The 25,139-nt window shown below is 30.7% G+C and carries 23 protein-coding genes and 1 riboswitch; of the genes, 9 read left to right on the forward strand and 14 right to left on the reverse strand.

Going from position 1 to position 25,139, the window contains the following annotated elements:
• Nucleotides 1–97: 97 nt before the first annotated feature.
• Together B5464_RS04630 and B5464_RS04635 are read left to right on the forward strand one after the other, a co-directional pair.
• A complete protein-coding gene (locus B5464_RS04630) occupies nt 98–1,288 on the forward strand; it encodes a histidinol-phosphate transaminase (RefSeq protein ID WP_079737401.1) in 1,191 nt (396 codons plus the stop codon).
• Nucleotides 1,289–1,291: 3 nt separating this feature from the next.
• A complete protein-coding gene (locus tag B5464_RS04635; RefSeq protein WP_079737402.1) occupies nt 1,292–2,410 on the forward strand; it encodes a permease in 1,119 nt (372 codons plus the stop codon).
• A 68-nt stretch (nt 2,411–2,478) separates the two neighbouring features.
• Here B5464_RS04635 and B5464_RS04640 read toward each other — a convergent pair whose 3' ends face one another.
• Both B5464_RS04640 and ahcY read right to left on the reverse strand, forming a co-directional pair.
• The gene (locus tag B5464_RS04640; RefSeq protein WP_079737403.1) at nt 2,479–3,285 is read right to left on the reverse strand and encodes a DNA/RNA non-specific endonuclease; all 807 of its coding nucleotides are present in this window, start codon (nt 3,283–3,285) and stop codon (nt 2,479–2,481) included.
• Nucleotides 3,286–3,530: 245 nt separating this feature from the next.
• Nucleotides 3,531–4,844, reverse strand: coding sequence for an adenosylhomocysteinase (gene ahcY / locus B5464_RS04645; protein ID WP_079737404.1), 1,314 nt, complete (start codon nt 4,842–4,844; stop codon nt 3,531–3,533).
• A gap of 63 nt (nt 4,845–4,907) precedes the next feature.
• Between ahcY and B5464_RS04650 the strand changes: the two genes are divergently transcribed.
• The 5 genes from B5464_RS04650 to arfB all read left to right on the forward strand — a co-directional run bounded on the left by B5464_RS04650 (nt 4,908) and on the right by arfB (nt 8,044).
• On the forward strand, nt 4,908–5,534 hold the full coding sequence (locus B5464_RS04650) for a 4'-phosphopantetheinyl transferase superfamily protein (RefSeq protein WP_079737405.1): 627 nt from the start codon (nt 4,908–4,910) through the stop codon (nt 5,532–5,534).
• 125 nt (nt 5,535–5,659) lie between these two features.
• Entirely contained in the window at nt 5,660–6,382 is a 723-nt protein-coding gene (locus B5464_RS04655; protein ID WP_079737406.1) for a geranylgeranylglyceryl/heptaprenylglyceryl phosphate synthase, read from the forward strand.
• Nucleotides 6,383–6,385: 3 nt separating this feature from the next.
• Entirely contained in the window at nt 6,386–7,018 is a 633-nt protein-coding gene (gene pnuC, locus B5464_RS04660) for a nicotinamide riboside transporter PnuC (protein WP_079737407.1), read from the forward strand.
• A complete protein-coding gene (locus B5464_RS04665) occupies nt 6,979–7,638 on the forward strand; it encodes an AAA family ATPase (protein WP_079737408.1) in 660 nt (219 codons plus the stop codon). Before pnuC ends, B5464_RS04665 begins: the two co-directional genes overlap by 40 nt.
• Nucleotide 7,639: 1 nt before the next feature.
• Nucleotides 7,640–8,044, forward strand: coding sequence for an alternative ribosome rescue aminoacyl-tRNA hydrolase ArfB (arfB, locus tag B5464_RS04670; RefSeq protein ID WP_079737409.1), 405 nt, complete (start codon nt 7,640–7,642; stop codon nt 8,042–8,044).
• 7 nt (nt 8,045–8,051) lie between these two features.
• Here arfB and B5464_RS04675 read toward each other — a convergent pair whose 3' ends face one another.
• Nucleotides 8,052–9,251: a BamA/TamA family outer membrane protein gene (locus tag B5464_RS04675; protein ID WP_079737410.1), complete on the reverse strand. Its 1,200-nt coding sequence runs from the start codon at nt 9,249–9,251 to the stop codon at nt 8,052–8,054.
• 160 nt (nt 9,252–9,411) lie between these two features.
• Nucleotides 9,412–9,504: riboswitch (TPP riboswitch) on the forward strand.
• 133 nt (nt 9,505–9,637) lie between these two features.
• Here B5464_RS04675 and B5464_RS04680 point away from each other — a divergent pair.
• The gene (locus B5464_RS04680; protein WP_079737411.1) at nt 9,638–12,055 is read left to right on the forward strand and encodes a TonB-dependent receptor; all 2,418 of its coding nucleotides are present in this window, start codon (nt 9,638–9,640) and stop codon (nt 12,053–12,055) included.
• Between the two features lie 278 nt (nt 12,056–12,333).
• The gene (locus tag B5464_RS04685) at nt 12,334–13,197 is read left to right on the forward strand and encodes an RNA polymerase sigma factor RpoD/SigA (RefSeq protein ID WP_077810250.1); all 864 of its coding nucleotides are present in this window, start codon (nt 12,334–12,336) and stop codon (nt 13,195–13,197) included.
• 56 nt (nt 13,198–13,253) lie between these two features.
• Here B5464_RS04685 and B5464_RS04690 read toward each other — a convergent pair whose 3' ends face one another.
• From B5464_RS04690 to nrfD, 11 genes are all read right to left on the reverse strand, one after another.
• Nucleotides 13,254–13,544, reverse strand: coding sequence for a heavy-metal-associated domain-containing protein (locus tag B5464_RS04690; protein ID WP_231963649.1), 291 nt, complete (start codon nt 13,542–13,544; stop codon nt 13,254–13,256).
• Nucleotides 13,526–13,891 (reverse strand): rhodanese-like domain-containing protein, encoded by a 366-nt coding sequence (locus B5464_RS04695; protein WP_079737412.1) that lies wholly within the window; start codon nt 13,889–13,891, stop codon nt 13,526–13,528. The genes B5464_RS04690 and B5464_RS04695 overlap by 19 nt, the downstream gene beginning before the upstream one ends.
• Before the next feature lie 5 nt (nt 13,892–13,896).
• On the reverse strand, nt 13,897–15,303 hold the full coding sequence (locus tag B5464_RS04700) for a rhodanese-like domain-containing protein (protein WP_079737413.1): 1,407 nt from the start codon (nt 15,301–15,303) through the stop codon (nt 13,897–13,899).
• Nucleotides 15,304–15,386: 83 nt separating this feature from the next.
• A complete protein-coding gene (locus B5464_RS04705; RefSeq protein ID WP_079737414.1) occupies nt 15,387–17,114 on the reverse strand; it encodes a SulP family inorganic anion transporter in 1,728 nt (575 codons plus the stop codon).
• Complete coding sequence (gene ruvB / locus B5464_RS04710) at nt 17,114–18,136, reverse strand: Holliday junction branch migration DNA helicase RuvB (protein ID WP_077810254.1); 1,023 nt, start codon at nt 18,134–18,136, stop codon at nt 17,114–17,116. Before ruvB ends, B5464_RS04705 begins: the two co-directional genes overlap by 1 nt.
• A 101-nt stretch (nt 18,137–18,237) precedes the next feature.
• A complete protein-coding gene (locus B5464_RS04715) occupies nt 18,238–20,019 on the reverse strand; it encodes a cbb3-type cytochrome c oxidase subunit I (protein WP_079737415.1) in 1,782 nt (593 codons plus the stop codon).
• Nucleotides 20,020–20,052: 33 nt separating this feature from the next.
• Nucleotides 20,053–21,060: a cytochrome c oxidase subunit II gene (locus B5464_RS04720; RefSeq protein WP_079737416.1), complete on the reverse strand. Its 1,008-nt coding sequence runs from the start codon at nt 21,058–21,060 to the stop codon at nt 20,053–20,055.
• 37 nt (nt 21,061–21,097) lie between these two features.
• A complete protein-coding gene (locus B5464_RS04725) occupies nt 21,098–22,549 on the reverse strand; it encodes a quinol:cytochrome C oxidoreductase (protein ID WP_079737417.1) in 1,452 nt (483 codons plus the stop codon).
• A gap of 27 nt (nt 22,550–22,576) precedes the next feature.
• Entirely contained in the window at nt 22,577–23,125 is a 549-nt protein-coding gene (locus B5464_RS04730; protein ID WP_231963650.1) for a cytochrome c, read from the reverse strand.
• A 10-nt stretch (nt 23,126–23,135) separates the two neighbouring features.
• Nucleotides 23,136–23,663: a DUF3341 domain-containing protein gene (locus B5464_RS04735; RefSeq protein ID WP_079737418.1), complete on the reverse strand. Its 528-nt coding sequence runs from the start codon at nt 23,661–23,663 to the stop codon at nt 23,136–23,138.
• A 2-nt stretch (nt 23,664–23,665) separates the two neighbouring features.
• Nucleotides 23,666–25,129, reverse strand: a complete 1,464-nt coding sequence (nrfD, locus tag B5464_RS04740; RefSeq protein WP_077810259.1) for an NrfD/PsrC family molybdoenzyme membrane anchor subunit — start codon at nt 25,127–25,129, stop codon at nt 23,666–23,668.
• Nucleotides 25,130–25,139 lie beyond the last annotated feature (10 nt).

The raw sequence follows: 25,139 nt of genomic DNA on the forward strand, positions 1-25,139 counted from the left end.
AATTTAATTAATTGTGATTATTGTTAAATATTCCATACTTCAAAAAATTAAAAGTTTTATAACTTAGTAAGGTCAACTTTTTATAAAACACAAACAAATGAATTCAACAAATTTTAATAGAAGAGAATGGTTAAAAAAAGGATCATTAACCCTTGGCGCATTGGCATTAGTACCTCATGATATCTGGAGCAGCAATGTTGCCAACGCTCAAAAAAACAACAGTACTTTTTTATACAGTTCTAATAATTATTTTAATGAATATACACCACCATTAGTAAAAGAAGAAGCTTCTTTAACAATATTAAGGTCTAACGAAAATCCTTATGGGCCACCACCAAAATCAGTAAAAGCATTTCAAAATGAAGTTTTTGGAGGAAATAGGTATTCTTGGAAATCTTTAGGCGGATTAAAAGAAAAAATAGCTAAAAACGAAGGTATTAAAACCAATCAAATTTTAATGGGACCTGGTTCTTCAGATTTATTAGAAAAAGTTGCCATGGTTTTCTTTCAAAATGGAGGTAACGTTATAAGTGCAGACCCAAGTTACATGTCTTTAATTGTTGTTGCTAAATCTGTTGGTGGTAATTGGAAGTCATACAAGTTATTAGAAGACTCTCAGCATGATTTAGATGCTATGGAAGCAGGAATAGATGAAAACACTAAGCTAGTTTATATATGCAACCCTAACAACCCAACCGGTTCTATTACAGATGCTAAAAAACTAAGAGATTTTTGTAGTAGAGTTTCAGAAAAAGTACCCGTTTTTGTAGACGAAGCTTATTTAGAATTATCTAAAAATGGTTTAAGAGACTCTATGAATACTTTAGTTGCAGAAGGTAAAAACGTAATTGTTGCCAGAACTTTTTCTAAAATACATGGTATGGCAGGTTTAAGAGTGGGTTATGCAATTGGTAAAAAAGAAACATTAGATATTATTAGCGAAATTACACGTGGCGGTATGGGAATTACCGGTCCTTCTATTGCTGCAGCATCTTCTAGCTTAGACAATCAAGAATTTTTAGATTCTTGTAAAACAAAAATTACCGATGCTAGAAATTATACCATTGCATACTTAAAAGAAAACAATTTTTCTTGTTTGCCTTCTGAAACCAATTTTTTAATTTTTGAAATACCAATGGAAGGAAGAGCATTTCTAAAGAAAATTTACGCAAAAAATGTTGCCGTAAAATCTTTTAAATTCTGGGACAAAAATTGGTGTAGAGTAAGTATTGGTACTATGGATGAAATGAAGAAATTTACCAATGCTATGACAGAAATATTTGTCTAGTATATGGATGGTGCATTAGAAAAATCTATTTCGTTTATTCTCTTTATAATCATAGGAATCATCTTAAAAAAGAAAATTTCTGTAGGCGATGAAACCAATGGATTAAAAAAAATAATTCTTACACTTGCATTACCCGCAACTATTTTTATTGCTTTATTAAAAGTTAAAATTGATGGCAATCTGGTGTTGTTTCCATTATTAGCATTAGCTTTTAATGTAATACTTTTTGCGGTTACACCGTTGTTATTAAAAATTATTGGTGTTGATCCTAATTCTGATAAAGGTAGAAGTGCTAAACTTTTAATACCGTCTTTGGCTCCTGGGCTTTCTTGCTTTGCTTTTATTTTAGAATTTTTAGGTGATGGATATTTAGCAAAAGCTGCTATGGCAGATTTAGGAAATAAGTTTTTTGTGCTTTTTTTACTTTATTTAGTCGCCTTAAAATGGCATTATAACAATGCAGACTTCGAAGCAAACTCGTTAAAAACAAAACTTAAAGGTCTTTTAAAAGCTTTGTTATACGAACCTGTAAACATTTTTATAATTGTTGCATTGGTATTAGTTTCTTTTGGAATTACTTTAGATAAAATTCCAAATTTTTTATCGATGACGTTAAGTAGACTAAGCTTTATAATGACGCCTTTGGTATTGCTTTTTATTGGTTTAGCGGTTAAAATTAAAAAACAACAATTCTTTCAGTTGTTTTCTTTATTGCTTTTAAGGGCTTCGTTTACCCTTTTATTAATTGCTGCCGTAATTTCTTTTGCAGACTTAACAGTTACTAAAGATATTTTAGTAATGATTGCTTTCGGATTAAGTTCTGCTAGCTTTTGGCCTTTTGCTCATATTTCTGCAATACATTTAAAAGAAACCAAAGAAAAAACGGTTAAAAGAACTTTTGATATCAATTTCGCATTATCAATATTAGCACTTTCTTTACCAATTTCTGTATTATTAATCTTAGGAATTTTAACTGCTGGAGATACTTTTGCTAAAACTAGCAACATTTTTATACTATGTGGCATCCTATTTTTTATAGGTGTTTTGTATCCTATATATCTAAAGATTAATAAAAAAGTGAGTTTAAAAAAAAGTGAAATTCAATTTTCTGTAGATAAATAACATAATTATTTATACTTTATTAGTTCTAAAAAAACCTTTCAATTTATATTTGAAAGGTTTTTTTTTAGTTAAAAACTCCAGTTTTTATAACTACTAGAACTTTCTAACCTTTCTTCTAAACCATCTTCTAGTTCTTTAAAAAAGTCGATACCTGTTAATGCTTCTATTTTATTTACAGAAACAACAAATTTATACAATGGTAACTTCGAGTCTTTATGTGGTACTAAAAAAGCAATCATTTTGATTTTGCTATTCGTCTTGTCTAAAATTACTTTATAAAATTTTTTTGGCACAGCTACATTTTCGCTTCCAATTGTTTGTAAATTGTTTTCTAAAACACCGCCTGTTATTACAAAAATACCATCGTTTTTCTTTGCCCAATAACGTACTTTTTGTTCTAACCGATTCCAGATACCAGCATTAAATGCATGTTTCTGCGGACTGATATTACTTGTTAAAAATGTTTCGTCGTGCGCTGTTTTTGTAAACTTTCTATCTCCGGCAGGACATAAATGTCCTCTATCATAACCCGAATTTTTGTAATTACGCCAATGTGCTGCTTTTGTTTTTACTGTATTATCTATTTCAAAATAAGGTCTTTTAAAATTATTTCTACTTAAATCTGATGCTTTTAATTCGTAAGCAACCCATTCTGCTTGTTCGTGTTTTTCGCTGTAAGATAAAGAGTAATGTTGATGATGCACTACTTGATTTGTAGTACTTGTTGGCAAAAAATATTGACTTGTTGCTGCTTTTGGTTTTTTACCTTCTTCTATTATAAAATCTTCTTTTTGATTGTCTAAAAACTGTTCGTAACCTAGAACTGCAATTAAAATAACAACTGCTATTATAGAGAGTATTTTCTTCTTTGTCAAGATTGGTTTGTTTAAAATTCTTAATAACTGTAAAGGTATGAAAGAATGTTAAAAATAGGCAAGTAAGCATGCGTTAAGGATTGAACGGTTTGTTTGAGCTCTTTTTGAGGAACAAAAAAAAGCGAGTAGTGAAAGCCTGTTAAAACGCCCAAAATAAAAAACTCTCTCAAATTAATGAGAGAGTTTTGAGTTTTAAAAAATTGTTTTGTCATTTATTACTAGTAACGACAAAACGTTATCTTTTATTAGTACCTGTAATGTTCTGGCTTAAATGGTCCTTCTACAGTTACACCAATATAAGAAGCTTGCTCGTCTCTTAATTCTGTAAGCTCTACTCCTATTTTTGCTAAGTGTAATTTTGCAACTTTTTCATCTAAATGTTTTGGTAACATGTACACATCATTTTTATACGCGTCTGCATTTGTCCAAAGTTCTATTTGAGCCAAAGTTTGGTTTGTAAACGAGTTAGACATTACAAAACTTGGGTGCCCAGTTGCACAACCTAAGTTTACTAAACGTCCTTCTGCTAAAACAATAATATCTTTGCCGTCTATAACGTACTTGTCTACTTGTGGTTTTATAGTATCTTTTGTGTTACCGTGGTTTTTATTTAACCAAGCCATGTCAATTTCGTTATCGAAATGCCCAATGTTACATACTATAACTTTGTCTTTCATTGCTTCAAAATGACGCCCTTGAATAATATCTTTATTACCAGTTGTTGTAATAATAATATCAGAATTTGCAACTACAGTTTCTAATCTTTTTACTTCGAAACCGTCCATTGCAGCTTGTAATGCACAAATTGGGTCTATTTCTGTAACAGTTACAATAGAACCTGCTCCTTTAAAAGAAGCTGCTGTACCTTTACCAACATCACCATAACCACAAACTGTTACTCTTTTACCAGCTAACATAATATCTGTTGCTCTACGAATTGCATCTACTGCAGATTCTTTACAACCATATTTGTTATCGAATTTAGATTTTGTAACAGAATCGTTTACATTAATTGCTGGCATTGGTAACGTTCCGTTTTTTACTCTTTCGTAAAGTCTGTGAACACCAGTTGTAGTTTCTTCAGATAAACCGTTAATTCCGTCTGCTAATTCTGGATATTTATCTAACACCATGTTTGTTAAATCTCCACCATCATCTAAAATCATATTTAATGGTTTTCTGTCTTCACCAAAAAATAAAGTTTGTTCTATACACCAGTCAAACTCTTCTTCTGTCATATCTTTCCAAGCATAAACCGCAGTACCTGCTTCTGCTATTGCAGCAGCCGCTTGATCTTGCGTAGAAAAAATATTACAAGAGCTCCAAGTAACCTCTGCACCTAAAGCTTGTAAAGTTTCTATTAAAACAGCTGTTTGAATTGTCATGTGTAAACATCCTGCAATTCTAGCTCCTTTTAATGGCTGCTCATTTTTATATTCTTCTCTTAAAGACATTAAACCTGGCATTTCTGCTTCAGCTAATAAAATTTCTTTTCTTCCCCATGCAGCTAAAGAAATATCTTTAACTTTATTTGGTACGTAAGCTATTTTTGTGCTCATATTATGTATATTTATATTCTAATTTTTCGAACTACAAAGTTACGACATCCATTTTAAAAAAGTATGCCTCTTTACAAAAGTTTAACGGTAAATAATAACACCAAAGTTCTAATCTGGAAGATTGATGAATCTTTTAACGAATTAAATAAGAACGTTTTACTAACCCCAAAAAGTAGAACACGTTTAGAGAGCATGAAATCTGATTTGCATCAAAAAGGTTTTTTAAGTGTAAGGCACTTACTGAAAGAGGTTGGTTATACAGATGAAGATTTAATGTATGATGAATTTGGAAAACCGCATTTAAAAGATGGTAAATACATTTCGATTACGCATTCTTTTACTTTTTCTGGCTTGATAATTTCTGATAAACTTCATGTTGGGATAGATATTGAAATGCAGCGAGACAAAATTTTAAAAATTGCACATAAATTTACACCAATAGAAGAATATAAAACGATTGCAAATCATGATGCATTGGTAAGCAAATTAACCATAGTTTGGGGTGCAAAAGAAAGTTTATATAAAATCTACGGAAAGAAAAAATTACTGTTTTTACATAATATTTATATTGAAGATTTTAAGTTTGAAGATCAAAAAACTACAGGAGCTATTAGATATGATGGCGAAGAATTCTCTTACAACATAGAGTTTTTAGAGTTTGATGGTTTTACCTGCGTGTTTGCATATTAAGTATCGTTATTGTGAAGAAATAAAGTAATCTTTAATGTTTAAAATAAGATTACTTGTTCATTCTTACAGAAACAAGTTCTGCATAAATCCTCGTAATCACATTCAGCTTTTGTATTTTCGCATTCGTGAATATTTACCAAAACATTTTATTAGCGAAAAAAGAAGGCAAAAAGTTATTGGCTGTTCTTATAGATCCAGAAAAAATAGATTTAGAAAATATTGCTATTTTCTTTGAAAAAGTTCACCAATCTATTGCAACACATATTTTTATTGGCGGAAGCACAGATGAAAATAATCAAACAGAAAATGTAGTTTCAGAAATTAAAAAAACCACACATTTACCCGTAGTTTTATTTCCTGGTGATGTTTCTCAGATTTCAGAAAAAGCAGATGGAATTCTATTTTTAAGTTTGCTTTCTGGCAGAAACCCAGAGTATTTAATAGAACAACAAATAAAAGCGGCGCCAATATTAAAAAACATTCATATAGAAATTTTACCTACAGGTTATATTCTTATTGATGGAAAAAAAGAAACTGCAACTCAAAAAGTAAGTAACACAAAACCAATCTCACAAGAAAATGTAGATTTGATTTTAAATACTGCTTTGGCAGGCGAATTCTCTGGCAAAAAGTTAATCTATTTAGAAGCTGGTTCTGGTGCAACAGTTCCTGTGCATAATAGTATCATCAATGTTGTAAAAAAAAACTTGTCAATTCCTTTAATTGTTGGTGGCGGAATTCGTTCTAAAGAACAATTAGATATAACTTTTAATGCTGGTGCGGATATAGTTGTAATTGGTACTGCTTTTGAAGATGATGAAACCTTTTTTGAGGACTTAAAAAAATAAAAAATGACAGAAATTTTTAACTTCTTGTTTGAGCAATACAAAACATACGAAACAATAGATATTGTCTTAGAAATTATTGCCGTTATTTTTGGGTTTTTATCGGTTTGGTATTCCAAAAAAAATAAAGTTTTAGTTTTTCCGACAGGAATGATAAGTACCTTAATTTTTGTGTATTTATTGCTAAAATGGGAACTTTTAGGCGATATGATGATTAATGCTTATTATTTTATAATGAGTATTTATGGTTGGTATATTTGGACCTACAAAAGCGATGGAGAACACGAAACACCAATTTCTAAAACTACTTATAAAGAGAAAAAAATAAGTGTTTTAATATTTATAGCAACATTAATTTTTGTGTACGCTGTTTATACTTATTTTGAAAAATGGACAAATTGGACTGCTTATGTAGATACATTTACAACTGCCATTTTCTTTGTAGGTATGTGGTTAATGGCGAAACGTAAAATAGAAAACTGGATTTTTTGGATTATTGGAGATTTAATTTCTGTACCTTTATATTTATACAAAGGATTTACCTTTACTAGTTTTCAATATTTCGGATTTACTTTTATTGCCATTTTTGGCTATTTAGCATGGAAAAAGAACTTAAACAAGAACCCATTAACATCGTAAAAGTTGTTTTATTTGGCCCTGAATCTACAGGAAAAACAACACTTTCTAGACAATTAGCACGCTATTACAATACAGTTTGGGCTCCGGAATTTGCACGCGAATATCTGCAAGATAAATGGAACAACGAGCGTAAAACTTGTGAGAAAGAAGATTTATTACCAATTGCAATTGGGCAAATGAAACTAGAAAATTCGTTAGCAAAAAAAGCAGATAAAATACTTATTTGTGATACAGATTTATTAGAAACAAAAGTATATTCAGAAGAATTTTATGGTGGTTTTGTAGATGATAAACTAAATGAAGCAGCTACTAAAAACCAATATGACTTATATCTTTTAACCTATATAGATACTCCTTGGGAAGAAGATGATTTACGTGACAGGCCAGAGGAAAGACTCGAAATGTTTAGAGCGTTTGAAAAGGCCTTAATAAAAAACAAAAGACCCTATCTTTTATTAAAAGGAGATAAAGAAACAAGATTAAAAAACGCTACAGAAGCTATCAATAAAATTATTGAAACGAAAGATAATTTACACTCATTTTCAGATTCATTATTAGATTTAGATATGCATTTTTTACATCAGAATTCTGCAGATTTCGGAAATTCTTTAGATTATTAAAATGAATTTAGAATTATTATTAAAAGAATTAAATTTTAAAGCAATTAGAAGTTCTGGTGCTGGTGGGCAACATGTTAATAAGACATCTTCTAAAATAGAATTAACTTTTAGTTTAGAAAATTCTTTTGCTTTTTCTGATGAAGAAAAAACTTTACTACAAAAAAACCTTTCATCAAAACTTACTAAAGAAAACACTTTAATACTCTTTTGCGAAGAAACTAGATCTCAGCACAGAAATAAAGAACTTGCTATCAAACGGTTTTTAGAATTAATTAAAAAGAATTTAATTGTCGCAAAAAAGCGAAAAAAGTCGAAACCTTCTAAAAGTGCCATCAAAAAAAGATTAGATTCTAAACAGAAAAACTCGGTAAAAAAAGCACTTAGAAAAAGACCTAAATTAGACTAAATACTGTTTAATAAGCTTCAGCAATATTTACGTAAAAATTACCATCTGTTTCGTTACCAGCACCATAATCAAATCTTATATTTAATTTCTCTTTTTTATCTAACATAAAACGAAGCCCTACACCATAATTTAACTTTAGATCGCCAATATTTAAATCAGTAGTTTTGTTAAACACATCTCCTGCACCAATAAAACCTACCAAACCAAATCTACTATCTTTAAACGTTTTTCTATATTCAATTTGTGCTGCTAATAAATTTTCTTCAATAAATCTTCCTTCTAAATAACCACGCATTATTTGTTCGTTTCCTAATAATGCCAACTCAGATAATGGCACATTTCCGTTCGCAAAATGACCAACTGCTTGTACAGCAATTACATCATTGTTAGATGCTGAAACTTTAAAATAATGACGTAAATCGAAACGTGTTAAATCAAAATCATGCGTTCCGCCCATAGATGTGTTGTAAAAACCTCTAGTTAACTCGAAATACCAACCTTTAGATGCATTTAAAATATTATCTCTACTATCATACAAAACTGCCAACTCAACACCTGTAGAAGTAGAACCATCATAACCTGTTGGTCTAGTTGCATCTAACAAACCATTTTCTTCAACTTTAGTTTTATAAACTTTGTTGTATCTAACTCCACCACCTAAAAATAAATATCTTGTAAACGCTCTTTTTAGCAAAATTGGTTCAATTAAAAATTGATAAGTATCATAAATTTCTTCATTAGATTCTGGTGTATCTGTACCAATTCCGTAGTAATATTTTGGATAATTTTGAAAACTCAAATTACCAGAAATCACCCATTCTTCTTGATTTGTAAAAATCTCGAATCCTGAATAAATAAAAAATTGATTATTTAAAGTGTACAACATAGAAACAGGCATATTAGACGTTCTTGTTTCATCTCCACTTCCTTTAAATTTAAACAAATATTTTGCACCAACACCAAACCCTAAACTAGTTTCTGGCGAATAACTAACAATTGGTGCTGTAATTATTTTTGATAAATACAAGGTAGAATCTTTAGCTACTTTATCTTTATTCGGATAAAATGTAAAATATTCTACAAATTTATCTAAACCGGTTTCTTTTTTAGATTCACCTTCCTGAGAATAAGCAGATAAAGTGAAGAGAAAAACAAAAAATAAATTAACTGTTATTTTATAAAGGTTGTTTGATGGATTATATTTCATGATTGATTGATATTTTATACAAATTTAGTGCTGATTTTTTATACACATTAACTCATATAAAATTTTACTTATCGGTAATGGTTGTTGAAAAACTTAACTAAAAGTTAAAATAAATCACTTTTTAGTTCCGCATTAAACTATTCTAGCTTAATTTTGCATTGTTCTCATAAAGGGGTGCTTTAAAAAGGCTGAGATCATACCCAAAGAACCTAGAACAGGTAATGCTGTTTAGGGATTTATAACAAAGTCATTAAGAAGTTTTAACTACAGTAGGTTTAAAAAAATAAAACACTATTACGTTGCAAACTCTTCTAAATGCCAAAACTAATTATTCAAAAATAGTCACAGAATAATTGCCTCTTTTTATTCGTTTTATATTATTTAAAATGAAAAAAATTACAATTTTTTTATTCTTATTAGTAAGTATACTTACAAATGCACAATCCTTTAAATTTTCTGGAACTGTAATAGACGAAAACGAAAACCCTTTACCAGGAGCATCTGTTTACATTAAAGAAATTAAAAAAGGAACATCAACAAATTTTAAAGGAAATTTTAGTTTGCAACTTAAAAAAGGTACTTATACAGTAGAAGTTTCTTTTATTGGTTACAAAACTATTTCGCAAAGAGTTTTACTTTCTAAAAACGAAGAGTATTTTATAAAACTTAAAACAGGTTCTATGGTTTTAGACGAAGTTTTAGTTGCTGCCGTAAGAGCAAATACCGATGCTCCGGTTACATTTTCTAACTTATCTAAAAAAGAAATTGCAAAACGTAATCTAGGTCAAGATATTCCTATTCTTTTAAACTACATGCCTTCTGTTGTTTCTTCATCAGATGCTGGTGCAGGTGTTGGTTACACATATATGAGCGTGCGTGGTTCTAACGGAGAAAGAATTAATGTAACCGTTAATGGTATACCTTATAACGATGCAGAAAGCCACGGTACTTTTTGGGTTAATTTAGGTGATTTTGCATCTTCAACTCAAAACTTACAATTGCAACGTGGTGTTGGTACTTCTACAAATGGTTCTGGTGCTTTTGGGGCAAGTTTAAATATTTTAACAGATGCTGCTCAAGAAGAAGCATCCGGAGAAATATCAAACTCTTTTGGCTCTTTTAACACAAGAAAACATACAGTAAAATTTAGTACAGGTAAAATTAACGATCATATAGAAATTGCAGGTCGTTTGTCTAATATTTCTTCTGATGGATATATCGACAGAGCATCATCAGACCTAAAATCTTACTTTTTACAAGGAAGTTATATTGATGATAATACCTTAATAAAAGCAATTACTTTCGGAGGGAAAGAAAAAACCTACCAAGCTTGGTACGGTACGCCTAAAGTAAGATTAGAAAATGACGCTCAAGGTATCGAAGATTATATTACAGATAACTTTTTAAGTGATAGCGAAGCAGAAAATTTAAGAAATTCTGATAGAAGATACAATTATTACACTTATGATAATGAGGTTGATAATTACGAGCAAAACCATTATCAATTGCACTGGAATGAGCAATTAAACGATAATTGGTCTACAAATTTAGCATTAAACTACACAAAAGGTTCTGGTTACTTCGAACAATATAAAGTAGAAGAAGATGCAGTAGATTTTAATAATTTAATTGTTGATGGTTCAGATGTTATTGTAAGACGTTGGTTACAAAATGACTTTTATGTTGCTAACTTTAATGCTAATTACAAAAATGAATCTTTAAATGTAATTTCTGGTGTTTCTTATTCAAATTATACCGGAGATCATTTCGGAGAAGTGATTTGGGGAGAAGATTTAGCACCAAACACAAATATTAGAGATCAGTATTATTTTTCTGATGCTAAAAAAACCGACTTTTCTGTTTTTGCTAAAGCAAACTTTAAAATTTCAGAAGATCTTTCTGGTTACTTAGATTTACAAGGTCGTTTTGTTAACTACCAAACAAATGGTATTACTTCTGATTTAGAAAACATTGCAGTAGATGCAAATTTTGATTTCTTTAATCCTAAAGTAGGACTAACATATAAAGTAAATCCTAATAATAGTTTATATACTTCTTTTGCTGTAGCTAATAGAGAGCCAAATAGAAATGATTTTGAAGGTGGTGTAAACACACACGAAACTTTAAATGATTTAGAATTTGGTTGGAGATTAAAAAGTGAATATGTAAAATTAAATACAAATGTGTACTACATGAATTATAAAAACCAGTTAGTATTAACTGGTGCTTTAGATGACGTAGGTGCACCTATTAGAGCTACTTCTGGAGACAGTTATAGATTAGGTTTAGAAATAGATGCAGATATTTATTTAAATGAATATTTCTCAATTAAACCAAATGCAGCTTTTAGTTCTAATAAGAATAAAAACTTTGTTGCCAAAATAGACGGTACTTTACAAAATTTAGGAAATACAGACATTTCATTTTCTCCGGACGTAGTTGTTGGAAATATGTTTATCTACAAACCATTAGAAAACCTACAAATTTCTTTCTTATCTAAATATGTTGGCAAACAATATATGAGTAACTTAGGTAGCAAAGTTTCTAATAGTGATATTATAGACAGTTATTTTACTTCAGATTTAAACTTTGTGTACGAAGTAAAACCTACTAAAATTTTTAAATCAATTGTATTTACTGCTTTAATAAACAATATTTTTGATAGAGAATATGTAGACAGAGGTTACTATGGTACTTTTGATGACACCTGGTCAGATCCAAATAAAACAACTACTTTAGATTATGCCGGTTTTTACCCTCAAGCAACTAGAAACTTCTTAGTTGGTGTAACGCTAAAATTCTAAAAAAACATACTTTTTTAATCAATTTTGGTTAATAAAATCACAAAACGAGCCTTTTTCTTTGAAAATCGCTCGTTTTTCTGTATATTGAAATTCTATGAAAAAACTTTTAAACTTCAATTTTTTTAGCATAAAAACTACGCTTTTCTACAGTGTTTTTACCAAGAAGTTTTACCCACAAGTTTTCTAGACATCTTATCCCTTTTCTTTTTTTCTCTTTTAAAGAACAAATCTAATTAAAAGAGTAGCTCACTTCATTCAAAAAAATAAACTAAAAATTTATGAGACAACTTAAAATTGTAAAGCAAGTAACCAACAGAGACGCAAAATCTTTAGAAAAATATTTTCAAGAAATAAGTAAAATAGGTTTAATAACTGCAGATGAAGAAGTAGAATTGGCTCTAAAAATTAAAACAGGAGATTCAATTGCGTTAGATAAATTGGTGAAGGCTAATTTAAGGTTTGTAGTATCTGTAGCTAAGCAATATCAAGGGCAAGGTTTAAAACTATCAGACTTAATAAACGAAGGTAATTTAGGTTTGGTAAAAGCTGCAAAACGTTTTGATGAAACAAGAGGTTTTAAATTTATTTCTTATGCTGTTTGGTGGATTCGTCAATCTATAATGCAAGCTTTAGCAGAACAATCTAGAATTGTAAGGTTGCCATTAAATAAAATTGGTAGCATTAGTAAAATTAACAAAATTTATGCTAGACTAGAGCAAAATGAACAACGAATGCCAACAAATAAAGAGATTGCGCAAAGTTTAGACATGACAGAAACAGAAGTAGAACAATCTATTAGAAATTCTGGTAAATCTTTATCTATGGATGCGCCTTTTAAAGACGGAGAAGATTCTAATTTATACAATGTTTTGCAGTCTGATGAATCTCCGAAACCAGACAAAGATTTAATGAACCAGTCTTTAAAAATTGAAATCGATCGAGCTTTAAACACTTTAACATCTAAAGAAGCTAAAGTTTTAAAAATGTATTACGGTATTGGTAATGAAGTTGCTACAAGCTTAACTGAAATTGGCGAAAAATTCGATTTAACTAGAGAAAGAGTAAGACAAGTAAAACAAAGAGCAATAAGACGATTGCAATCTAAATCTAAAAATCAAATGCTAAAAACATACTTAGGATAAAAAAATTACTTTTAAAATAAAAAATCTCAAAATTTACATTTTGAGATTTTTTATTTTTATGAATCTATTCTGCCAATAGCGCAACTAACAAATGACTTTGCTTTATGAGCTATGGTGTTTTTATCTCCTACTTCCGGATATCCTAATTTGGATAATTTTTCTTTTATCAAATCTAAATTTTCGTTTTCTGATGTTATGGTAACCGTAGAATCCTCTACTTCAACTTGCACATCTGTAACTTCATTTATACTTAATAAACCTTTTTTTATTGTCGCTGCACAACCACCACATTTTAAATTTTCTATTTTTATTTCTGAAATCATACTATCTAATTTTCTTTTTTCCATTGATTATATCCACCTAAAACATTAACGCACTTAAAACCTGCTTTACTTAATATTTTAATGGCTTTTTTACTTCTATTTCCGCTTCTACAATACACAAACACCTTTCGATTTTTATCTAACTTTCTTGAGGCATTATTATAAAAATTTGCATCAAAATAATCTGCAAAAATAGCAGTTTTTATAAAACCTTGTTTAACTTCTTTCGTTGTTCTAACATCTAATAATTGTATGCTATCTTCTTCTAAAACACGTTTTAATTCTAAAGTAGTTATATTACTTGCATCACTTTGAGGTTTACAAGCAATAAAAAACATACTTGTAACTAATAAACAAATAAAATGCTTCATTAAAACTATTTTAAAGTAGACGGACAAACAGCAGCAGTTGTATCGATACCAGTTTTTCTTATTGCACCAAAACCACCTGCAACATCAATTACGTTATGAAAACCTCTAGCTTTAAGTATCGAAGCAGCAATAACAGAACGGTAACCACCTGCACAATGTATATAAAAATCTCCTTTTTTTGGAAATTGTGAAATATGATCGTTTAAAAAATCTAAAGGTGTGCTTTCAGCAACATTTATATGTTCACTAGAAAACTCACCCGGCTTTCTTACATCAAAAACAGGCATGTTTTCTTTTATTTTTTCTTCTAATACAGTTGCAGAAACAGATTCTAAAGTATCAATTTCTTTTCCTGCTTGTTTCCAAGCATCAAAACTACCTTCTAAATAACCTAATACATTATCAAAACCAACTCTAGACAATCTTGTAATTGTATCTTCTTCTCTACCTTTTGCAGCTACTAATAAAATTGGTTGTGTAATATCTTTTATTAATGCGCCAACCCAAGGTGCAAATCCGCCGTCTATTCCAATAAAAATAGATTGAGGAATAAATCCTTTTATAAATTCTGTTTGATGACGTACATCTAAAATAATGGCATCAGTTTCGTTTGCTACCAGTTCAAAATCTTTTACAGACAATGGTTTTGTAGATGTTTTTATAACATCATCTATAGATTTATAACCTTCTTTATTTAGTTTAACATTTAAAGGAAAGTAAGCTGGTGGTGGTAATAAACCATCTGTAACTTCTTTTATAAATTCTTCTTTTGTCATGTTAGCTCTTAAGGCATAATTGGTTTCTTTTTGATTACCAATTGTACCTACTGTTTCTTTGCTTAAATTTTTACCACAAGCAGAACCCGCACCGTGTGCTGGATAAACAATAACATCATCTGCTAACGGCATAATTTTAGTTCTTAAACTATCAAATAGAAAACCAGCTAAATCCTCTTCTGTAATATCTCCTTTTTGAGCTAAATCTGGTCTACCAACATCGCCTAAGAATAATGTATCGCCGCTAAAAAGAGCATGGTTTTTACCATTCTCATCTTTTAATAAATAACAAGAACTTTCCATTGTATGACCAGGTGTGTGTAATACCGTTATAGAAATATCTCCTACTTTAAAAACTTGATTATCTTCTGCTATTATTGCATTAAAATTAGTTTTTGCCGTTGGACCATATACAATATCTGCTCCTGTTTTTTCTGCAAGAGTTACGTGCCCACTAACAAAATCTGCATGAAAATGTGTTTCAAAAATGTACTTAATTTTTGAATTAGTTTTTGCTGCTCTATCAATATAATCTTGTACTTCTCTTAAAGGATCTATAATTGCTACTTCTCCTTTACTTTCAATATAATAAGCACCTTGTGCTAAACAACCTGTATAAATTTGTTCTATTATCATAATCTGTTCTTCATTTATTACACTTCAAAATAACATCAATAGTGTAAATTACTATATGATATTTATCAGTTTTAAGTTAAAGCTTAATCGTAAGCTTGATGTATATATTTCGCGTATTTCTCTTGATGCGATCGATCTCCGGTTTTATAGAATTTTACCGCTTGATTTGCGCGCATGAAGAAATGTTTTAAGTCTATAATTTCTAATATTCCACTTCTAAATAAATCGTCTCTTACAGGACCTTTAACACCTGCAAAATAGAATGTAATATTTCGTTTTTGACAATATTTAATTCGTTCTTTAAGCATTTCTACTCCTGTACTGTCTACTCTATTAATACTTTCTGCATCTAATACAATTAATTTTAATGCAGAACCTTTTCTACACATCATTTCATCAAGTTTATCTCTAAAATAACTAGAGTTTGCATAAAATAATTGTGCGTCAAATCTAAAAACTAGAATATCATCATCAATTACAACTTCATCAAATCTGTTTTTATTTCTGTAAAAATTAGAGTTTGGAACTTTACCCAATTCTGCTACATAGGGTCTCGAGGTTCTAAAAATTAAAATGATTAGAGATAAACCTACACCAACAATAATACCATATTCAATTCCAAGTAATAATGTGGCCAAAAAGGTTGCTAACATTAACCAAAAATCGAGTTTATTTGCTTTCCATAAAAAACCCGCTTCTTTAAAATTTACCAAACCAAATACAGCAACAATAATAATAGCTGCTAAAACTGTTTTTGGTAAATGATAAAATAAAGGTGTTAAGAATAACAACGTAATTACCACCATAATTACAGATATTAATGCTGCCATACCTGTTTTAGCGCCACTTTCTTGATTTATAGCAGATCTAGAAAAACTAGAAGTACTTGGGTATGCTTTAAATAAAGAACCAACCATATTACTAATACCTAATGCTATTAATTCTTGATTTGGTCTAATTCTATATTCGTCTTGTTTAGCTTCTAAAGATTTACCAATAGAAATAGTTTCTAAATAACCAACCATTACTAATGTTAAAGCAATAGGCATTAACTCTTTAATCTGATCAAAATCAAAAGTTGGCAGTTCAAACTTTGGTAATCCAGACGGTATGTCTTTTACAATAGAAACATCTTCAAAGCTTTTACCAAAGTATTTCATTGTGATAATACCAAGAATAACAACAATTAATGCATTCGGAATTTTCCTATTTATCTTACGAAAGAAAATAATTACGATTACAGAAAACAAACCTATAACAGTTGTGTGGTAATTATAGTTACTAATATTATAAATAATATCTTCTAAAATTATCTGAATTTGATCGCTCTGAACAAAATCTACACCCAATAAATTTCTAAATTGGTTAAAACCGATAATCAGTGCAACTGCAGATGTAAAGCCAGTAATAACAGGTTTTGACAGGAAATTCACAATAAAACCGAGACTAAAAACCCCCATTATAAACTGAATAGCACCAACCATTAAAGCTAATAATATTGCAATGGATATATAACTTTCAGATCCTGCCAAAGCTAAGGTGGAAACACCTGTAGCAACAATTAAAGAATCCATTGCTACCGGACCAATTGCTACTTGCCTAGAAGAGCCAAAAATAGCATACATAATCTGTGGAACCAACGCACAGTATAAACCATAAATTGGTGGTAAACCTGCAATTAAAGCATATGCAATTCCTTGTGGAATTAAAATAATTCCTACAGTTATACCCGCTACTAAATCTCCCTTAAACAGCGAAGAATTGTAGTTTGGCAACCATTCTAAAATAGGTATTATCTTTTTTAAGTTCATTAAAACAATTCTCCTTGATTTGCTCCTTTTGTTCTTCCTAAATGCTTGTATGCTAACTCTGTTACTTCTCTACCTCTTGGAGTTCTCATTATAAATCCTTGTTGTATAAGAAAAGGCTCATAAACTTCTTCTATTGTTTCTGTATTTTCAGAAACAGCAGTTGCAATTGTACTAATACCAACTGGTCCTCCTTTAAATTTATCGATTATTGTAGCCAATATTTTGTTATCCATTTCATCCAAACCATGGGCATCAACATTTAATGCTTTTAAAGAATATTTAGCTATTTCAATAGTGATATTCCCTTCACCTTTAATCTCTGCAAAATCTCTAACTCTACGTAACAAAGCATTCGCAATTCTTGGGGTTCCTCTGCTACGACCAGCAATCTCAATCGCTGCTTCCATAGAAATAGGAACGCCTAAAATGTGCGCACTTCTTTGAATAATAGTGGTTAATAAATCTGTTTTATAATAATGTAATCTACTACTAATTCCGAATCGTGCTCGCATTGGTGCAGTTAATAATCCAGAACGAGTGGTAGCACCAATTAAAGTAAAAGGTTCTAAGTGAATTTGAACTGTACGTGCATTTGGCCCAGATTCAATCATTATGTCTATTTTGTAATCTTCCATAGCAGAATACAAATACTCTTCTACTATTGGGCTTAAACGATGTATTTCATCAATAAATAAAACATCTCTTTCATCTAGATTTGTAAGTAATCCTGCTAAATCACCCGGTTTATCTAAAACAGGTCCAGAGGTAACCTTAATTCCTACTTCTAATTCATTTGCTAGAATATGTGCAAGTGTGGTTTTTCCTAAACCAGGAGGACCATGAAATAAAGTATGATCTAAAGCTTCATTCCTTTTATTTGCTGCTTGAACAAAGACTTTTAAATTATCAATAGCTTGATCTTGACCAGTAAAATCATCAAATGATAAAGGTCTTAACTTCTTTTCAACATCAAAGTCTTCATTAGAAAAGTTACTATTGTCAGGATTTAAATTTTCGTTCATAAAACAAAGATAATATTATTTAAAATACTAAAATGTAAGTTTTGTTACACAAAAAAACCTTTCCATTGCTGGAAAGGTTTTTAAATTATATTTTATAATTATTAAGAAGGTTCTTCACCGTCTAATAATGGTGTTGTTTGTAAAACAAAATCTTCACCATGTAAATAATCACTATCATCATCATTAGGATCTACACGCTTACTGTAATCATATGCCCATCTATGAACTTCTGGTAATTTACCAGGCCAGTTACCATGTACATGCTCTACCGGTGTTGTCCATTCTAAAGTGTTAGATTTCCATGGATTTTGTGTTGCTTTTTCACCTCTATACATAGAGATAAAGAAATTAGCAATAAAGAATATCTGAGCGATACCACCTACCAATGCAAAAATTGTAATAACAACATTGATATCTGCTAAATCATCAAACATTGGAAAGTTAGTGTTTGTATAGTATCTACGTGGTAAACCTGCTAAACCAATAAAGTGCATTGGCCAGAATACTCCGTAAGCACAAATAATACTTAACCAGAAATGCCAATAACCCAAAGTCTTATTCATCATTCTACCATACATTTTTGGGAACCAGTGATAAACACCTGCAAACATACCAAAGATTGCAGAAACACCTATTACTAGGTGGAAGTGAGCAACCACAAAATAAGTATCGTGAATATTAATATCTAAAGCTGAATCTCCTAATACTAGTCCTGTTAAACCTCCTGTTACGAAAGTAGAAACTAAACCAATAGAGAATAACATAGCAGGATTTAATTGTAAGTTACCTTTCCACAACGTTGTTACGTAATTAAACGCCTTTACTGCAGAAGGAATTGCAATTAATAAAGTTGTAAATGTAAACACGGATCCTAAGAAAGGATTCATTCCAGAGATAAACATATGGTGACCCCACACAATTGTTGATAAAAATGCAATTGCCATAATAGAACCAATCATTGCTCTATATCCAAAAATTGGCTTTCTTGCATTTGTAGAAATAATTTCTGATGTAATACCTAATGCAGGTAATAATACAATATATACCTCTGGGTGACCTAAGAACCAAAATAAGTGTTCAAATAATACTGGTGATCCTCCTTGGTAATGTAATACTTCACCAGAAATAAAAATATCTGATAAGTAAAAAGATGTACCAAAACTTCTATCGAAAATCAATAATAACGCAGCCGATAATAATACTGGGAAAGAAACTACACCAATTATTGCTGTAATAAAGAATGCCCACATTGTTAATGGCAATCTTGTCATTTTCATCCCTTTTGTACGTAGGTTAAGAACGGTAACTATATAATTTAATGATCCTATTAAAGAAGATGCAATAAATATAGCCATAGAAACCAACCATAAAGTCATACCCATACCAGAACCAGGAATGGCTTGTGGTAAAGCACTTAATGGAGGATAAATAGTCCAACCTGCTGCTGCTGGTCCTGCCTCAACAAATAAAGACATAACCATAATTACACTAGATAAGAAAAATAACCAATAAGAAACCATGTTTAGGAATCCTGAAGCCATATCTCTAGCACCAATTTGTAATGGAATTAATAAGTTTGAAAAAGTACCACTTAATCCTGCTGTCAATACAAAGAATACCATAATAGTACCATGTATTGTAACTAATGCTAAATACATATCAGGATCCATAATACCATCTGTTTGGTGAGAACCTAAAAATGCTTCAACAATTGAAAAAGAAGTATCTGGCCATGCAAGTTGTAAACGGAATAACATAGACATTAAAACGGCTATAATACCCATAAACATACCAGTTACTAAAAACTGTTTAGAGATCATTTTATGATCTTGACTAAAAATATATTTTGTTACAAAAGTTTCTTTATGATGATGTTCTGACATAATCTTACTTGTTTGTAGTAATTTTATTATAATTTATTTAATAACTTCAGCTAATGTTGGTTGTTCTGATAACCACTTGTCGTATTCTTCTTGTTCTACAACAGTAATTTTCATTTGCATATTATAGTGAGATGCACCACAAATCTTATTACATAATAATAAATAATCAAACACATAAGGGTCTTCTCCTTTAGCTTTTCTTATTTTATTAATACCAATAGACTTTTCTATAACTTCTGGCTGATCTCTCATCTCTAAAGTCGTGTACTTCGGTGTAAATCCAAATTCTGTAACCATACCAGGCACACAGTTCATTTGAGCTCTAAAGTGAGGCATATAAGCTGAGTGTAACACATCTTGAGAACGGAACTTAAAATGAATTTTCCTTCCTTTTGGTAAATACAACTCTGTAACTTGTTTGTCGTCTGCAGAATTTTTATCAGACATATCAACACCCATTGTGTTAATACCTTTAATATAGTTTACATTACCTAATCCTAAAGTGTTATCTGCACCAGCATAACGAGCATCCCATCTAAATTGTTGAGAATAAACTTCTATTACAATTGGATCTTCAGCGTCAGATAAATCCATTACGTTATTCCATTGCCATAAACCATATCCTATTAATAATACTAAAACGATGGCTGGAGTAACTGTCCAAATAAATTCTAACTTATGACTGTCTGCATAAAACTTAGCTTTTCTGTCTTTACTTCCTCTATATTTAAATGTGAAATAGAAAATTAAGAATTGCATTATAAATTGAACGATACCAATTAACCAAAAAGTAATATCGAATAAGTTGTCATCATGCTCACCTTCATATGAAGCTGATTCTGGCAACATAATTACGTTCATAAAAATTAAACAGTAAATCATCATAGCATATAGAAAAGCCATGAAAGCAATTGCAAATTTACCTTGAGCAGCATTATCTTGATCATTGGCAATAGAACTTCTAAAATCCATGATTCTAGTAATTTGCCAAACGCTTACACCAATTGCAACACCTATAAAAATATAAAATAGAGCTAGCATATTTATCTTGTCTTATTTATTTTAATTAAATTATTTATTAATGATGATCTCCTGAATCTTCTCCAGAATGTTCAATATTATAGTAATGGAAATGTTCACTTTCAGCTAAAAATGGATTCCCTTTTGGTACAGGATTTGCTTTAGCAAAAGAACTTAAAGTTGTATAAATTATTAACCCAATAAAGAATAATAAAGCACTAATTTCTGGAATTCCGAAGAACCATTGTGCACCAACTGTAGATGGCATCACCATAATAAATACATCAATATAGTGTCCTGCTAATATTACAACTCCTCCAATAAAAACAAACCAAGGTTTACTTTTAAAATCACTATTAATTAATAATAATACTGGAAAAGCAAAGTTCATAACAACCATACTTAAAAATGGTAATTTATACTCTGTAAATCTTGCTACATAATATGTTGTTTCTTCTGGTATATCTGCGTACCATATTAACATAAACTGAGCAAACCATAAATATGTCCAGAATACTGAAAAACCAAACATAAACTTAGCTAAATCATGAATATGACTATCATTAACTCCTGGTAAAGCATTTTTAGATCTTAAGTATATTGTAAAGAATGCAATAACTGTTAAAGCACTAACTAATAATGTAGATAATACATACCATCCAAATAACGTAGAGAACCAGTGAGGATCTAATCCCATTATCCAATCCCAAGACATCATCGATTCTGTAATCATAAATACAAATAAGAAAATAACTGAAGCGTTATAATTCTTCTTGTATGTTTTGTTACCATCATTTGCAGTATCTTCTTTAATAGAATTTTTTCTGATGAAAAATCTATAAGCATTCCAAAGGATTAAATAAATTATACTTCTTACAAGAAAACCGGTTGAATTTATCCACCATGATTTACCATCTACAATAGGATCGTAGTTTTCACTTGAAGGATCAAAAGTACCTTCGGCCATCCAAGGGAATAAATGATTTAAATGCATTACAGAGGCAATAATAACAATTGCCATTAAGATAGATACAGGTAATAAATTTCCTGTAATAGCTTCCATAACTCTTAAAATAACTACAGACCAACCAACTTGTGCTACTCTTTGAATTGCATAGAAAGTTAAAACTAATAAAGTTAAACCAAGAGAAAAGAACAATGCTACATAAAATGCAGACCATGGTCTATTTTGTAATTGATGTAAAACATGTTCTGCATGAGAATCATCATCATGAGCACCATGACCACTCATTGTAGTGTCAACACTTCCTTCTCCGTGATGAACACCAGAAGCATTATTTTCAACTTTTGAACTATCAGAAGTATGAGGTGCTTCAATAGCTTCACCATGTGAACCTCCATGACCATCATTACTAGCTGCTTCAATTGCATGTTTAGCATCTACTATAGTGGTTTGTGAACCACTGTAAAAACTGAATGCTATTCCTATAACACCTAAAACAATAAGTGCTAATGAGAATGTCTTTAATTTACCTGAGAATTGATACATATCTTTCGTATTCTATCTTTTTGTATTTTATTTTAACAAATCTGCACGTAAAACTTCTACGTATTGAACAATTTGCCAACGCTCTTTATAAGTCAATTGAGAAGAATGAGATCCCATCAAACCTTTACCGTGCATAAGTACATGATAAATGCTTCCTTCTGTAATATCTCTATCTTTATAATTTGGTACACCTGCAAATTTTTCTGAGGTTGCTAAGTAACCCTGACCGTCTCCTTTTTTACCGTGACAAGAAACACAATAAATGGTATACATTGCTTTACCATTTTCTAAGTTCTCGTCATTTTTTTCTAATGGAGATTTAACATCAACCTTAGCTGTATCGTATCCTTCAATAGTATCAGGCACATCATATGCTGGTGCTCCGCCTCTTGGAATTGTACCTGCAACAGGTTTACTGTTTACAACGTTACCGTTAACACTTTCTTCACCGTCTGCATTGTAAGGTATAGATTCATACATGTCTGGCATGTATTGAACTTGTCTATTCTTATTGTCGTTACAAGAAATAATACTTGTAAAAACCATTAAACCGATAATTAATTTTAAATTCTTCATTATCTATTTATTAGTGCTTATCTACTACATTAATTTCTACAGCTCCTGTTTTAGCTAATAAAGAAGTTAAAGCTTCCTCATTATTATGTACAGGTATTTCCATTAAAAAATGATCATCTGTAGTTCTTGGATCTGGATTTTCTGCTTCTTTAAATGGCCAAATTCTACTTCTCATGTAAAAAGTAATTACCATTAAGTGGGCAGCAAAAAAGACCGTTAATTCGAACATAATTGGTACAAAAGCAGGCATGTTCTCAAACCATGAAAAACTTGGTTTACCACCTATATCTTGAGGCCAATCTTGAATCATTATATAATTTGTTAACCAAATTGCAACTCCTAATCCAGTAATACCATAAAAGAAAGCTGTAATAGCTAACCTTGTTGGTGCTAATCCCATAGCTTTGTCTAGACCATGAACAGGAAATGGACAAAATACTTCTTCGATATGATGGTGTTCTGCTTTAACAGCTTTAACTGCATCAACTAAAACTTCATCATCCGTATAAAATGCATGAATAACTTTATTAGTTTCCATATTTATTCGTTTATATTGTTATCTAAGTTTTCCTTTTTAACAGCTGTATTGTTAACTACAATTGCTGGTTTAGTAGGAATACCTTGTTCGCTTCTCTTCTTGTAAAATTCACCTGAAGACTTTAATATCGTTTTTACTTCTGCTTGTGCTATTACAGGGAAAGTTCTCGCATATAATAAGAATAATACAAAGAAAAATCCAATTGTTCCGATAAAGATACCAACATCTACAAAAGTTGGTTCGAAACGCCACCAAGTAGAAGGTAAATGACCTTTACTTAATACAATCGCAATAATATCAAAACGCTCAAACCACATACCAATATTTATAAATATTGAGATTACGAAAGTCCATATAAAGCTTCTTCTAATTTTCTTAAACCATAATAACTGAGGAGTTAAAATGTTAAAGAATAATAAAGAATAGAATGCCCATGCATAAGGTCCTGTTGCAGCACCTACAGATAAATATGTATAGTTTTCATAAGGAGAACCTGTATACCATGCGATAAAGAATTCAGTTGCATAAGCTACAGCAACAATACCACCTGTTAAGATAATTACAATATTCATATACTCTACGTGCATACGAGTAATGTAATCTTCTAGATTAGTAACTTTTCTCATGATACCTAATAATGTTTGTACCATTGCGAATCCTGAAAAGATTGCTCCGGCAACGAAATAAGGAGGAAAAATTGTTGAGTGCCAACCTGGATTGATCGATGTAGCAAAATCCATTGATACAATCGTATGTACAGATAATACCAAAGGTGTAGCTAAACCTGCAAGTACTAAAGAAACTTCTTCAAAACGTTGCCAGTCTTTTGCTCTACCAGACCAACCAAAAGATAATAAAGCATATATTTTCTTCTGAAAAGGTTTAACAGCTCTGTCTCTTATCATTGCAAAATCTGGTAATAAACCTGTCCACCAAAAAACTAATGATACAGATAAGTATGTAGAAATTGCAAATACATCCCATAACAATGGTGAGTTAAAGTTTACCCACAAAGAACCAAACTGATTCGGTATTGGTAATACCCAAAATGCATTCCATGGTCTACCCATGTGAATAATTGGAAACAATCCTGCTTGAAATACAGCAAAAATCGTCATTGCTTCTGCAGAACGGTTAATCGCCATTCTCCATTTTTGACGGAATAATAAAAGTACTGCAGAAATTAGTGTTCCTGCGTGACCAATACCTACCCACCAAACGAAGTTAGTAATATCCCAAGCCCATCCAATGTTCTTGCTCAATCCCCAAACTCCAATTCCTGTTCCTACTGTGTAGAAAATACATCCAAATCCCCATAACATTGCTGCTAAAGAAATATAAAATGCTATATACCAATTCTTATTTGCTTTACCTTCGATAGGCTTTGCAATGTCTTCGGTAATATCGTGGTAACTTTTATCACCTAATACTAAAGGTTCCCTTATGGGTGCTTCGTAATGAGACATGTTTTTATAT

The sequence above is a fragment of the Polaribacter sp. KT 15 genome (assembly GCF_900143115.1).
Classification (GTDB): domain Bacteria; phylum Bacteroidota; class Bacteroidia; order Flavobacteriales; family Flavobacteriaceae; genus Polaribacter; species Polaribacter marinaquae.